Source organism: Paenibacillus sp. GYB003 (assembly GCF_036577625.1).
In the GTDB taxonomy this organism is placed as follows: Bacteria; Bacillota; Bacilli; order Paenibacillales; family NBRC-103111; genus Paenibacillus_AB.
This window is the reverse complement of the sequence record NZ_JARBDC010000051.1, coordinates 1-13,592: the sequence shown is the minus strand read 5'-3', so window position 1 is coordinate 13,592 and position 13,592 is coordinate 1. Positions and strand designations below refer to the sequence as shown.

The 13,592-nt window shown below is 59.4% G+C and carries 12 protein-coding genes and 1 pseudogene; 2 read left to right on the top strand and 11 right to left on the bottom strand.

Annotation, left to right across the window (positions count from 1 at the left end):
- Positions 1-108: 108 nt before the first annotated feature.
- From trmFO to PV407_RS16770, 6 genes are all read right to left on the bottom strand, one after another.
- On the bottom strand, positions 109-1,437 hold the full coding sequence (gene trmFO, locus PV407_RS16795) for an FADH(2)-oxidizing methylenetetrahydrofolate--tRNA-(uracil(54)-C(5))-methyltransferase TrmFO (RefSeq protein WP_332091076.1): 1,329 nt from the start codon (positions 1,435-1,437) through the stop codon (positions 109-111).
- A 75-nt stretch (positions 1,438-1,512) separates the two neighbouring features.
- Positions 1,513-3,615: a type I DNA topoisomerase gene (gene topA, locus PV407_RS16790; RefSeq protein ID WP_332091075.1), complete on the bottom strand. Its 2,103-nt coding sequence runs from the start codon at positions 3,613-3,615 to the stop codon at positions 1,513-1,515.
- Positions 3,616-3,690: 75 nt separating this feature from the next.
- Positions 3,691-4,788, bottom strand: a complete 1,098-nt coding sequence (gene dprA / locus PV407_RS16785; protein WP_332091074.1) for a DNA-processing protein DprA — start codon at positions 4,786-4,788, stop codon at positions 3,691-3,693.
- 316 nt (positions 4,789-5,104) lie between these two features.
- Positions 5,105-6,037, bottom strand: a complete 933-nt coding sequence (gene sucD / locus PV407_RS16780) for a succinate--CoA ligase subunit alpha (RefSeq protein WP_332091073.1) — start codon at positions 6,035-6,037, stop codon at positions 5,105-5,107.
- A 22-nt stretch (positions 6,038-6,059) separates the two neighbouring features.
- Complete coding sequence (gene sucC / locus PV407_RS16775; protein ID WP_332091072.1) at positions 6,060-7,220, bottom strand: ADP-forming succinate--CoA ligase subunit beta; 1,161 nt, start codon at positions 7,218-7,220, stop codon at positions 6,060-6,062.
- A 456-nt stretch (positions 7,221-7,676) separates the two neighbouring features.
- Positions 7,677-7,937, bottom strand: a complete 261-nt coding sequence (locus PV407_RS16770; RefSeq protein ID WP_332091071.1) for a hypothetical protein — start codon at positions 7,935-7,937, stop codon at positions 7,677-7,679.
- Positions 7,938-8,124: 187 nt separating this feature from the next.
- Between PV407_RS16770 and PV407_RS16765 the strand changes: the two genes are divergently transcribed.
- The gene (locus PV407_RS16765; protein WP_332091070.1) at positions 8,125-9,672 is read left to right on the top strand and encodes a YifB family Mg chelatase-like AAA ATPase; all 1,548 of its coding nucleotides are present in this window, start codon (positions 8,125-8,127) and stop codon (positions 9,670-9,672) included.
- Positions 9,673-9,752: 80 nt separating this feature from the next.
- Here the strand turns inward: PV407_RS16765 and PV407_RS16760 are convergent, their stop codons facing one another.
- The gene (locus tag PV407_RS16760; protein ID WP_332091069.1) at positions 9,753-11,051 is read right to left on the bottom strand and encodes a copper amine oxidase N-terminal domain-containing protein; all 1,299 of its coding nucleotides are present in this window, start codon (positions 11,049-11,051) and stop codon (positions 9,753-9,755) included.
- Positions 11,052-11,264: 213 nt separating this feature from the next.
- Between PV407_RS16760 and PV407_RS16755 the strand changes: the two genes are divergently transcribed.
- Positions 11,265-11,453: a DUF2524 domain-containing protein gene (locus PV407_RS16755; RefSeq protein ID WP_332091068.1), complete on the top strand. Its 189-nt coding sequence runs from the start codon at positions 11,265-11,267 to the stop codon at positions 11,451-11,453.
- Between the two features lie 264 nt (positions 11,454-11,717).
- On the opposite strand, the gene PV407_RS16750 is transcribed toward PV407_RS16755, so the two are convergent.
- The 4 genes and pseudogenes from PV407_RS16750 to PV407_RS16735 all read right to left on the bottom strand — a co-directional run.
- The gene (locus PV407_RS16750; RefSeq protein ID WP_332091067.1) at positions 11,718-12,023 is read right to left on the bottom strand and encodes a hypothetical protein; all 306 of its coding nucleotides are present in this window, start codon (positions 12,021-12,023) and stop codon (positions 11,718-11,720) included.
- Between the two features lie 48 nt (positions 12,024-12,071).
- Positions 12,072-12,452: a YraN family protein gene (locus tag PV407_RS16745; RefSeq protein ID WP_332091066.1), complete on the bottom strand. Its 381-nt coding sequence runs from the start codon at positions 12,450-12,452 to the stop codon at positions 12,072-12,074.
- The gene (locus PV407_RS16740) at positions 12,449-12,760 is read right to left on the bottom strand and encodes an EscU/YscU/HrcU family type III secretion system export apparatus switch protein (protein ID WP_332091065.1); all 312 of its coding nucleotides are present in this window, start codon (positions 12,758-12,760) and stop codon (positions 12,449-12,451) included. Before PV407_RS16740 ends, PV407_RS16745 begins: the two co-directional genes overlap by 4 nt.
- Positions 12,757-13,592: pseudogene (locus tag PV407_RS16735) on the bottom strand (hypothetical protein); the annotation flags it as partial. The gene PV407_RS16740 and the pseudogene PV407_RS16735, both read right to left, overlap by 4 nt.

Here is a 13,592-nt window from a genome sequence, read left to right as displayed (position 1 = left end):
TTCCGCCCTAAAGACGCGCGGCAACGGACTGCTTCCCGCAACGGGGCGGATCGGTTCGGCCTGCCCGCGTCCTCCGAAAAACATGTTCATCGTAACATAGGACAGGCTTTAGTTACAAGTTAAATTGTGTACATTATATGAAAAATTCTGAATTGTTTCAAGCGCTCGCTGCGCAAGCAGCTCGTTTTTCCGTTTTTTGTCCCGAATCTTTTGTCCGAGCGGCGGCAGCAACCCGAAATTGGCGTTCATCGGCTGAAAATGGTTCGGGTCGGCCGACGTAATATAGTGCGCCATGCTCCCGAGCGTCGTTTCCGGCGGCAGCACGATGCACGATTCGCCCTTGGCCATCCGGCCGGCGTTAATGCCCGCGATCAGTCCCGACGCGGCGGATTCGACGTACCCTTCGACGCCGGTCATTTGTCCGGCGAAAAACAAGTCGTCTCTTCCTTTAAATTGGTACGTCGGACGAAGCAGCTTCGGCGAGCTGATGAACGTATTGCGGTGCATGACGCCGTAGCGGACGAACTCGGCGTTTTCCAGCCCCGGAATCATCGAGAAGACGCGCTTTTGTTCCCCCCACTTCAGGTGGGTTTGGAACCCGACGAGGTTATACAGCGTGCCGGCCGCATTGTCCTGCCGGAGCTGGACGACGGCGTACGGCAGCTTGCCCGTATGCGGGTTGACGAGCCCGACCGGCTTCATCGGTCCGAACAGCGCCGTCTGCTTGCCGCGCCTCGCCATCACTTCGATCGGCATGCAGCCTTCGAAATAAATTTCTTTCTCGAACTCTTTGACGGGCGCGGTTTCGGCGCCGACGAGCGCCTCGTGAAACGCGTCGAACTCCTCCTCCGTCATCGGGCAGTTCAAATAGGCGGCTTCCCCTTTGTCGTACCGGGAAGCGAGATACACTTTGCTCATGTCGATCGAATCTTTTTCCACGATCGGGGCGGCCGCGTCGTAAAAGTACAAGTATTCTTCGCCCGTCAGCCGTTTCAGCTTGTCGGACAACGTCTTCGACGTAAGCGGCCCGGTCGCCACGACCGTGATCCCGTCCGGGAGATCGGTCAGCTCTTCGTTCCTCACTTCGATCAGCGGATGATTCCGCAGCGTGGACGTAATTTCGCCGGAAAAGCCGTCACGGTCCACCGCCAGAGCTCCGCCCGCGGGAACGGCATGCTTGTCGGCGCTGCGCATAATAAGCGAGTTCATCCGCCGCATTTCTTCCTTTAAAACGCCCACCGCGTTCGTCAAGCCGTTCGCGCGCAGCGAATTGCTGCAGACGAGCTCGGCGAACCGATCCGTAATATGGGCCGGCGTTTTGCGAACCGGCCGCATTTCGTACAGAACGACCGGCACGCCTTGATTCGCGATTTGCCAAGCCGCCTCGCTGCCGGCGAGGCCGGCGCCGATTACCGTCACTTTGCTTCTGTCAGTCAATCGATTCATCCTCCATCGTACGCCCGCGCCGTCTTCGCTGCGGCGGGCGAAACGCGCGGCGCCGCGGCGCGGACGTCAATCCGCGTCGCCCTCGGCGTCCGCCTGATTGTTTTCTTCTTTATATCCGCAATCCGGACATTGCAAAAACTGGCCGGCTTTCGTATTTTTCTCGACGAGCATCGCGTCGCAATTCGGGCATAATTTGCCGGACGGTTTATCCCAGGAAACGTAGTCGCAATCCGGATATTTGTCGCAGCCGTAAAAAATGCGCCCTTTTTTGCTACGCCGCTCGACGATGTGCCCTTCTTTGCATTTCGGGCACGTGACGCCGATTTCCTTGACGATCGGCTTCGCGTTGCGGCAATCCGGGAAGCCCGAGCAGGCGAGAAATTTGCCGAACCGGCCCATTTTGATCACCATCGGGCTGCCGCACTTCTCGCACATGATGTCGGTCACTTCGTCCTGGATTTCGACTTCCTTCATTTCTTCCTCGGCGACCTCGAGCCGTTTCTCGAACGTCGCGTAAAACTCGTCGAGCACTTTGACCCAGTCGACTTTGCCTTCCTCGACGAAATCGAGCTCTTCCTCCATATGCGCCGTAAATTCCACGTTCAATATTTCCGGGAAAAATTCGGCCATCAGCTGGATGACGAGATCGCCGAGCTCGGTCGGCACGAACCGTTTCTCTTCCATGGCCACATAGCCGCGCTTCTGGATCGTTTCCAGCGTCGGCGCGTACGTGCTCGGGCGTCCGATCCCCATCTCCTCCAGGGCGCGGACGAGACGCGCCTCCGAATAGCGGGGAGGCGGCTGGGTGAAATGCTGCTTCGGCTCGATGCCGCGGTTTTCCAGCTCGTCGCCCTGCGTCAGCACCGGCAAAAATTTATCGTCCTCGGTCGTTCCGTCGTCGTTGCCTTCCACGTACACCTTCATGAATCCGGGGAACTTCACCTTCGAGCCGACCGCCCGGAATACCGTATCCGCCGCGCGAATGTCGACCGTCATCGTATCGAGCACGGCCGAAGCCATCTGGCTGGCGACGAACCGCTCCCAAATGAGCTTGTAAAGCCGGTGCTGGTCTCTGCTCAAATACGGCTTCAGCTCTTCCGGCGTCTTTCCGACAGCGGTCGGCCGAATGCCTTCGTGCGCGTCCTGGGCGTTCGCGTTTTTCTTCAAATATACCCGCGGAACTTCCGGATAATAGTCCGGGCCGAAAGCTTCCACGATATACTGCTTCGCTTCCTCTTGGGCGACCGGCGAAATCCGGGTCGAGTCGGTACGCATGTACGTGATCAAGCCGACCGTCCCTTCCTTACCGAGATCGATCCCTTCGTACAGCTGCTGGGCGATCTGCATCGTCTTCGCCGCGCGGAAGTTCAGCTTGCGCGCCGCTTCCTGCTGCAAGGAGCTCGTAATGAACGGCGGCGCCGGGTTGCGCTGACGCTCCTTCTCCTTGACGTCGCTGACGACGAACGGCGATTTCTCGATCCGCTTCAAAATGTCCTGCACGTCCGCTTCGCGGTGCAGCTCCAGCTTTTCTCCGTCCTTGCCGTAAAATTTGGCGTCGAACTCCGATCCCTTGATAGCCAGCTTCGCCGTAATCGACCAGTATTCCTCCGGGACGAACGAGCGGATCTCGTTCTCGCGGTCGATAATGAGCTTGACGGCGACGGACTGGACGCGGCCGGCCGACAACCCTTTCTTTACTTTTTTCCACAGCAGCGGGCTGATTTTGTAGCCGACAAGACGGTCCAAAATGCGGCGCGCCTGCTGCGCGTTCACCAGGTCCATATCGATCGGCCGAGGCTGCTTGAACGCGTCTTTTACCGCCTGCTTCGTAATTTCGTTAAAAACGACGCGGCACGGCTCCTTCTCGCTCAGCTCGAGGTAATGCGCCAAATGCCAGGCGATCGCCTCGCCTTCGCGATCGGGGTCGGCCGCGAGATAGACGTTTTTCACTTTGCGGCTGGCGTCCTTCAGCTCTTTCAAGACGGCTCCTTTGCCCCGTATCGTTATATATTTCGGTTCGAAATGGTTTTCGACTTCCACGCCGATCTGGCTTTTCGGAAGGTCCCGGATATGCCCCATGGACGCCTTGACGATAAATTTGCTGCCCAAATATTTGCCGATCGTTTTCGCTTTCGCGGGTGACTCCACGATGACTAAAGAATCTGCCATAGGCTCGCCGTCCTCCCTTCGGTTCAAATTCAATGGTTTCCTTTGTATACGTATCGCTTAAGGTCGATGTACACGTCAAATTCGCATATACGCTGAGCCGGGTAATGGCGCAATGTTTTTTTTCAAAATTAAATTTAACAGAACTGAATGCAAATGTCCAAACTCCATACCGGTAAGCGCCAGCAATTCGTCGAACGTGACCGGTGCGCCCGACAGCAGATCGAGCAGCCGGCGCTCGTCTCCGGACGCCGGCTCGGCCTGCGCCGCGGCGGTTTCCGCCTTCGAAGCGCCCATATGCGCGAGTCCGCGATATTCCTCCAAAATATGGTCGGCGGACGCGACCATTTTGGCCCCCTGCCGGATCAATTCCAGCGTTCCGGAGCTTTTCGGCGACGTAATCGGCCCCGGTACGGCGAACACGTCTCGCGATTGCTCGAGCGCCTGATCGGCCGTTATAAGCGACCCGCTTCGGCTTGCCGCCTCCACGACGACCGTGCCGAGGCTGAGGCCCGAGATGATTCGGTTGCGCTGCGGAAACAGACCGGGCCTCGGTTCCGTTCCGAGCGGATATTCCGTTACGAGAACCCCTTTCTCCGCAATATCCGTGTAAAGGGAAGCGTTTTCAAGCGGATAGGCGAAGTCAGCCCCGCAGCCGAGCACGGCCGCCGTGCTTCCTTGCCGGACGAGAGCGCCGCGATGCGCGCAAGCGTCGATACCTCGGGCGAGGCCGCTGACGACGCATACGCCGCTCGCCGCCAAGTCCCGGGCCAGCTCGAAGGCGACTTTTCGGCCGTACGCGGTAGGGGACCGGGTGCCGACCATGGCGATGCAAGGCCGTTCGAGCGCGCGCAAATCGCCCTTGTAATACAGCACCCAGGGCGGCTGCGCGATTTCCCGAAGCAGCGGCGGGTAATGCATGTCGGTTTCGGCGACGAACGAGACGCCGGCACGGGCGTACACCTCCAGCCGTTCGGCGATAAAATCGGCGGTCAGCCTCTCCCCGATCGCGGCGGCGATAGGCGGCTTTACGCCGAAGCGGACGAAATCGGCCGGCTCCGCGTCCAGCAGCCCCGTCAGCGCGCCGGCCGCGCCGGTCACGAGCCGTTCGATCGTTTTCCAGCCGACGCCGGCAAGTTCATGTAATCCAAATAATACATTACGGTCGTTTATCAAGTAAAGCACCCCTTTATAAAATATCCCCCAAAAGTGAGGCGTAGCGTTGCAGCGCGTTTCGGAGCCCCCGATTTTCCCGGGAAGTCGGCACCCCTATTGCCGTACGTTGCAGGGATAGCGGTCTTTGGAGTCCGCTATTCCCCTTTATACCCCCGTTTATCCAATAGTGTGTGTATGGTTCTCTTACTTCCCTCATTCCCCCCCCGTTCCGGCTCCGAACCGCGATTTCTTTATGTGTCCCGAAACGCCCTGCAAACAAAAAACCTTCCGTACCCGTAACCGGGATGCGGAAGGTTGCTTACCTTCGGAGCTTCGCTTATTTTTTGACGGTGCATTTGTCGAGCAGACCTTTTTCCTCGAGCACGCTGACGAGCGTGGAGCCCATTTCGGAAGGCGTCGGAGCGACTTTGATGCCGCAAGCTTCCAGCGTCGCGACTTTCTCCGCAGCCGTTCCTTTGCCGCCGGAAATGATCGCGCCGGCATGTCCCATCCGTTTTCCCGGAGGGGCCGTTTGACCGCCGATGAAGCCGACGACCGGCTTTTTCATGTTCGCCTTGATCCACTCGGCCGCTTCTTCCTCGGCCGTTCCGCCGATTTCGCCGATCATGATGACCGCGTACGTGTCCGGATCTTCGTTAAACAGCTTCAAAATGTCGATGAACTCGGAGCCTTTGACCGGGTCGCCGCCGATGCCTACGGCCGTCGATTGGCCGATGCCGCGGGTCGTCAGCTGATGAACCGCTTCGTACGTCAGCGTGCCGCTGCGCGAAACGACGCCGACATGGCCCGGCAAATGGATGTAGCCCGGCATAATGCCGATTTTGCTTTGTCCCGGCGTAATGACGCCCGGGCAGTTCGGTCCGATCAGGCGCGTTCTTTTGCCTTCCATGTACCGTTTCACTTTCACCATGTCGAGGACCGGGATGCCTTCGGTAATGCAGATGACGAGATCGAGATCCGCGTCGACCGCTTCCATGATCGCATCGGCGGCTCCCACAGGAGGAACGTAGATGACGGAAGCGTTGGCGCCCGTCGCGTTTTTGGCTTCGGCGACGGTGTTGTAAACCGGAAGCGTAACGTTCGTGCCGTTTTCCAAAGCGAAATCGACCGTCGTGCCGCCTTTGCCCGGCGTTGCGCCCGCGACCATTTGCGTGCCGTATTCGAGGCCGCCCTTCGTATGGAACATACCGGTTTTGCCGGTCATGTTTTGCGTGATGACTTTCGTATTTTTATCGATCAAAATGCTCATCGCATGTTCAGCTCCTCTCGAATTACTTCACCAGCGAAACGATTTTTTGCGCGCCGTCCGCCATCGAGTCGGCGGCCACGATGTTCAGACCGGATTCGTTCAATTTTTTCTTGCCGAGCTCCACGTTCGTTCCTTCCAGACGGACGACGAGCGGACGGTCGAGGCCGAGCTGGCGGGCCGCTTCGATTACGCCGTCGGCGATGACGTCGCAGCGCATGATGCCGCCGAAAATGTTTACGAAAATGCCTTTCACTTTCGGGTCGGACAAAATGATTTTGAACGCTTCGGTTACTTTTTCGGTCGTCGCGCCGCCGCCAACGTCGAGGAAGTTGGCCGGTTCGCCGCCGTAATATTTGATAATGTCCATCGTCGACATGGCCAGGCCCGCGCCGTTAACCATACAGCCGATGTTGCCGTCGAGCGCGATGTAGCTCAAATCGAACTTGGACGCCTGGATTTCCTTTTCGTCCTCTTCGTCCAGGTCGCGAAGCTCCAAAATGTCCGGATGGCGGAACAGCGCGTTGGAGTCGAAGTTCAGCTTGGCGTCGAGCGCCATGACGCTGCCGTCGCCGGTAACGACGAGCGGATTGATTTCCGCGATCGAGCAGTCTTTGTCCACAAACGCATTATAAAGAGCCGTCATGAATTGTACGGCTTTGTTCACGAGTTCCGCCGGAATGTTGATCGCGTAAGCGAGCTTGCGGGCCTGGAACGGACGCAGGCCGACGGCCGGATCGATCACTTCTTTGAAAATTTTCTCCGGGGTTTTGGCAGCCACTTCTTCGATTTCGGTGCCGCCCTCTTCCGATGCCATCATGACGACGCGGCCCGTTCCGCGGTCGACGACGACGCCGACGTAGTACTCTTTCTTGATATCGCAGCCTTGCTCGATGAGGAGGCGTTTCACTTCTTTGCCTTCCGGTCCGGTTTGGTGCGTAACGAGCACTTTGCCAAGAATTTGCTCGGCGTATGTACGCACTTCGTCCAGATTTTTGGCGACTTTGACGCCGCCCGCTTTACCGCGGCCGCCCGCATGAATTTGCGCTTTCACGACCACTACCGGCGTGCCGAGCGATTTGGCCGCTTCGACGGCTTCGTCGACGGAAAACGCCACTTTGCCCTGAGGTACCGCTACACCATACTGTCTCAGGACCTCTTTCCCTTGATACTCATGGATATTCATTGACCGAATCCTCCTATCGAACTGTCTTGGGTGATGTTGTATACAAAAAACCCCGCAAAGCGACGCGGAAATCCCCCTCGGCGTCCCGCCGCGCAAGCGGCGGCTTTCGCCGAACGGTAACGTTCGTCGTCGAATGCTTTACAACAAAGCGATTGTCAACCTTTGCGCGGGAGCCCCAAAAAAAAGGATATACAGGCATCATGCCCGTCCCGTCGAGCGGTACGGAACCCGCCCGCGGTTAGCCGAAAAAATGCCTTATTTATTGTACCACGTTTTTTCGACAGATTCCTGAAATTTTTGTGAACTTCCTATCGATTTCTGTTATGGACGCTATAAAGACAAATGATCGAACGCGGCGCCCTTCGCCCCGAAAGAAGCCGGTTACGTAAAAATAGCGCAGCTTCCGGACGGAAAGCTTGCGCTATCGCACTTATAGAAGCGCTGCGTGCCGGAGCGTTACCGGTATACCGGGTCGGTCGGCGTCATGACGCGCGGCTCGCGTTCCGCCTGCTTCACGAAGCGCATTTCGTTGCCGATAAAGCCGCAAACTTGGCAGCCGATCGTCGGCTCGGCTTCGTCGACCATGACCGGCTCCGACATTTCCGTAACCGCCCCGCTTACCGCTTCTTTCATAAACGATTGCGAGGCGGTGGACAGCACCCGGAATTTGGTCCGATTCGACCGGCAATTCGGGCAAAAGTACGGTTTATCCTGCATGTGCATTCACCTCTTTCGTTTCCAGTATCCCCAGTTGCCGCTTGCATTATTATTTTTTGTCGGTTTATGCAGGATTTCGGAGCGGCGATGGCGAATACGTTGCCGTAGAAAATAAGGAAGCACCTTTTTTCGCGCGACCGGCCCGTCCGCCGGACTATTCGACACGAAGAGAGGTGCTTTTTTTCGCATGTACGATAGAATGAACGGCGCTTGCCTGCACGGCATCGACGGAACGATCGTCGACGTGGAAATCGACATCAGCAACGGACTTCCCCTGTTTCAAATCGTGGGCTTGCCCGATTCGTCGGTCAAGGAATCCGCGGAGCGGGTCCGTTCCGCGATCAAAAACAGCGGGGCCGCGTTTCCGCTCGAACGCATTACGGTCAATTTGGCCCCCGCCGACGTGCGCAAGGAAGGCTCCTCGTTCGACTTGCCCGTCGCCGTTGGCGTGCTTTGCGCGAGCGGACAGCTGGCGCTGCCCGGGCTCGACCGGTGCCTCACGATCGGCGAGCTTTCGCTCGACGGCCGGCTGCGCCCCGTGCGCGGCGTGCTGTCCATGGTGGACGCGGCGAAAAAGCGCGGCCTAAGCAACGTGCTGCTGCCCGCCGAAAACGTACGCGAAGCGCAGCTGATCGAAGGGATGCGCGTCGTCGGCATCGAAAGCCTGGGGCAGCTGCTCGCCGTTAGCGGAACCGATCTGTTTCGTTCCGCGGCCGTTTCGCAGGGCGCCCGCCTGTCATTGGACGAGACGGAGCCGGACGACGCGCTGGCCGACGATTTCGCCGACGTTTTCGGACAATTTCAAGCGAAACGGGCGCTGACGATCGCCGCGGCCGGGTTCCATAATTTGCTCTTTATCGGCCCGCCCGGCTCGGGCAAAACGATGCTCATCCGCCGCCTGCCGTCGATATTGCCCGCGCTTACGGACGAGGAGTCGCTCGAAGTGACGAAAATATACAGCGCGGCCGGCTTGATCCCGAACCGGACGAAGCTCATCCGCCGCCGGCCGTTTCGCAATCCGCACCATACCGTCTCGATGGGCGGTCTCGTCGGGGCGGGCAGCTATCCGAAGCCGGGCGAGGTAAGCCTGGCACACCGCGGCGTGCTGTTTCTCGACGAGCTGCCCGAATTTCCGCGCGGCGTGCTCGAGGTGCTGCGCCAGCCGATCGAGGACCGGCGCGTCACGATCGGGCGGGCGAAAGCGGTATTTACGTTTCCGACCCATTTTATGCTCGCGGCGTCGATGAACCCGTGTCCGTGCGGCTATTGGGGCTTTTCCACGGCGACGTATTCCTGCACGTGCCCTCCGCTTAAAGTGCAGCAGTACCGCTCCAAAATATCCGGACCCCTGCTCGAGCGAATCGACATGCACGTCGAAGTGCCGCGCATCGAATACGAATCGCTTCAAACGGCGGACAGCGGCGCCGTATCGTCGTCCGACTTGCGCCGCTTGGTCGAACGGACGCTGGAACGGCAGGCGCGGCGGTACGCCGGAACCGCCGTCCGCTTCAACGGCGAATTGACCGGCCGTCTGCTGCGCCGGCATTGCCGGCTGCCGCCGGATGGCGAAAAGCTGCTCGCCGCTTCGTTCGAAGCGCTCGGTTTGAGCGTCCGCGCCCATGACCGCATCTTGCGTCTGGCCCGCACGATCGCCGACTTGGCCGAAAGCGAGTCGATCGAAACGGAGCATTTGGCGGAGGCGCTGCAGTACCGGTGTCTGGACCGGAAGGCGTGACGGATGCCCGTTCCAGAACAGACGGCAAACCGCCCGGCTTCGTGCTGGGTTCCGGGCGGTTTCTTCACTCGATATCCGATTTATTCGTCGCGGTCCACGTAAAAGTTGCGGCTGCCGATTTGCACGTCTTCCGCGTTCGGTTTGCCGTCTTTGCCGGGATGGACGAAAAACAAATAGGCTTGCTCCTCTTCCTGGCCGTCTTTGAAATGGAGCGCGATCGTATGGCCTTTAACGGCGTACGTCCCCGAACGTTTCGACGAGGCGGAGGAATTCGTCGTCGACGAACCGGTATTCAGCGTTCCCAGCTGCAGATCGTCGCTCTCGAACGTGCCGTCGCTGCGGAACGTGATTTTTTCCTCCCATGCGCTCGAAAACGTATGGATGCCGATCATGCCGGAATATCCCCGGTACACGTATTCGCCCTGCAGCTTCAAACCGTCCTGCGCCGCGGGAACGGGCGACAGAAGGACGTCGTCGACGAACAAGTTCCCCTTCTCGGAAACGCGGATCGTATGCGTATCGGCACCGTCGACGATCAGGCTGCCGTTTTCGATCCGGTAATCGGCGCACGCTTGCGTGGAGCAATCGATCGTTTCCGGTCCGCCCCGCTCGGGCTCGCCGACGACGATTTTCCCGTCCGGCAAAAACGTGTAAAAGTCCCAGCAAACGCCGCCGCACTCGAATCCGCCTATATCCTCGCGCAGTCCGTAATACATGCCGCGCAAACGGTCCAAATCGGCGGGAACGGCGGCCGGCGTTTCCTCGTCGTCTTCATCGGGTTCGGCTCGATCGTCGCCGTCCGAACCGTCAACCGGAGCCGGGGTTTCGTCCGGCTGTCTTCCGGCCCCTTCCGCCTGCCATTTCGCCAGAATATCCTCGGCCTGTTTTCTCGTCAATCCGAGCGATCGGATCCATTTCTCGGTAAACAACGTGATTTCGCGACGATCGCCATCCCAGACGACGAGCGCCCCGGTCGCTTCCCCGACGAATCGCAGCGGCACGAGCGTGTTGCCGTCCACGATGCGCGCCGCTTGTTCCAGCGCGACCTCGGAGCCGTTTACGGTCGCTTTCGTCCCGTCGATCGGCAGGGCGAAGACGAGCCCGGTTGTTTTGCCGGTCACGATTCGGTTGTCGTTATCCCATTGCAGCTCGATGCCCATCGCTTCGAACAGCGGCCTGAGCTGCACGAGCGTCGTGCCGTCCTCGAGCAGCGGATCGACGGAAAATCCGATCCGGTTCGTATCGACAAACACTTTGATCGGCGCCTCGGCTTGAGCCATGGCTTGCTGCGGCCGCGTGCCGACCACAAGAAGCAAAGCGAGCAAGGCGCCGATCAGGCAGGCGAGCCTGGCGTTCGACATCGATTTCTCCAGGTGCAAAGCGTTTTCTCTCCTTTTCCCATTTTTTGCATGCATCTATTCATTATATCGGCGTTAGCGGCGGCGGCACAGGGACTGCAGGTGCATTTCACGGTCAACCCGGGACGGACCTTTTTCGCGAAAAACCGGGACCGTTCGTTTACCGCTCCGGCAAGTTGCGTACAATAATCGGGCGTCAAAACGCAAATCAAGGCAGTTACGGAGGGACATGCGATGCTCGAACGTTTGGAAAGCGACTATAATTGCGCCAATGCCGGAGACGACCTGCACGAGCTGCTGCAGGAAGCCGAGCAGCTGCGCGCGCAATCGAGCGGGGCGAAAGAAGACGAAGAACGGCTGAACCGGATCGAAAACCAAATCCGGTTTATCCGGAACAAATGCTCCATTCCGGGCGAAGGCTGATTCCCGCCGCCCAAAACAGTAGTGCCCCGTATAACGGTGCGGGTATCGAGGGCGGTCGTTACGTGCCTTTACGGGGAGGCCCGGAAATATTGGATTGTAACGTCGGAAATACCGCCGGGGAATAAAGCTCCGGCGGCATTTTTATGCGCAAACGAAACCGAGGTGCAGTGATCGTTCCGCGAGAGTGCATCCCCTTTAAGGTCCTGCGAGGTGCTTTCGACTTTCCTTCGCTTCTACCGGTTTTCGGACATACGGCTGACGAACTCAGCAATCGTTATTGGAGCAAAAGGCGGAGGTTCGAAATTGGTTGCGAACTCCAGTATCGCTATTGCCGGCAATTCGGATCGATTTCTTCCATGTTTTGGCTGGGTAGCGATATCCGGGTTCGTTAGCCTGAAAAAGCGATCGTTTTTCCGCCGATACGCATACTGCGATTCGTTCCGTCTCCCGAAACGGATCCCCGCTGCCGAGCGATGCCCAAAAAAGCTTCCGATCGATGCGTACAGCATGTTTGTCGACAAAAAAAGCCGCCAAGTCTGCGCGAGGCTTGACAGCTTTCAATGCATGCATTTCGGCATCGCGCCTTAAGAGGAGCATGATCCGCTCCGCTCCGCGCGGTCAAAAGGCGTTGATCAGATGGTTCAGCTTCAAAAACGCCCCCGACGGCGTAAACGTCACGGTAATGACGTCGAAGCGCGACGGACCGTTTGCGGAACGATTGCGATACAAGTAATAGTGAGCCGTCTCCCGGACTTTTTTCCTTTTGCGGGCGTCGATCGACTCCTCCGGGCTGCCGAACGTGCCCGTATCGCGACGGGAGCGCACCTCGACGAATACGGTGACGCCGCCATGCTCGGCGATCAGATCGAGCTCCCCGGTCGGGCAGCGCCAATTGCGCTCCACGATCCGGTAGCCTTGGGCAAGCAGATGCTCCGCGGCCGCATCCTCTCCTTGACGTCCGAGCTTGACGCGGCCGTCCGTTCGTTTGCGATCGCTCATCGGTCGCCGTCCCCTCCCGGCTTCGCCCGCGAGTCGGTCCGATAGACGAAGCTTAATATTTCCGCGACGAGCTGGTACAGCTCCGGCGGTATTTGCTGCTTCACGTCCAGCTTGGACAGCACCTCGACGAGCGACGGGTCTTCCTGAAGCGGCACGCCGTGCTCCTTCGCCCGTTCGATAATCGTCTCGGCCACACGGCCTTTGCCTTTGGCGACCACGTGGGGCGAAGCGTTTTGCTCGGGAGCGTAGCGCAGCGCGACCGCTCGTTTGATTGCGGCTTTGCCGCCGTTATCCGCCGCTTTGCTCATACGCGCACATCCACGCCCTTGTACGGCTCCGCGCGATAGGCGGCAGCGGTTGCGGCTGCGGACATGCCCGCGCCCGCCGCTTCGCCCCCTTCCGCCGCCCCCACGGGCACTGTCGGGTGCGGATACGGACCGCATTTCAGCGCCACGCATTCGTATCCGTTATGGCGAAGCCCTTCTTCGATTTCGCTGCGATAACGCTCCAGCAGATCGCCGAGAATGGGCAAATCGTTGTGGACCTGGACATGCACCTTTCGGTCGAACACCTGCACGTCGACCAGCGTCAAGCCGATCGTCCGCATGTTCAAATCGAACAGCAGCCGGCAATTGCGGGCATCGAGCTCGCCCCGCTTGCCCCGGCGGGACTGTACGTGCACGGCGCACGTCTGCTCGTGCCCGTCGTGGCGTATCGGCAGCATCAACGTCAAATGCGTCAGCACCGCCCCGCGATCGGGCGACAGCAGCAGCTGCTGCCCGGTAATGTGCTGCAGCGTCTGCTGCGCCATTTCGCGAAGCGGCTCCGGCACCGCGTCGGAGGCGCTCAGCTGGAGCAGCACGCTTTTCAGGCTGTCCGCGGCGGGGTGACGGTGCACGTCCGCCGCGGCGGGCGGCTGTTCCGGCAAAGCGGCCGCAGGCGCCGCGGAACCGTCGGCGCCCGCGAGCGCCGTTTGCGTACGAAGCCCTTCGGCCGCAAGCGCGCGCGACAGCTGGCGCTCATTGTCGATGCCGACCGCTTGAAACAAGCGGGCAATCCAGTGGTCGCCGGACGCCCTCGCCTGCGGCGTCCCGCCGCGCGCGGCTTCCCGCTCGCTCGCCGCCGCTGGCCGCGGTTCCG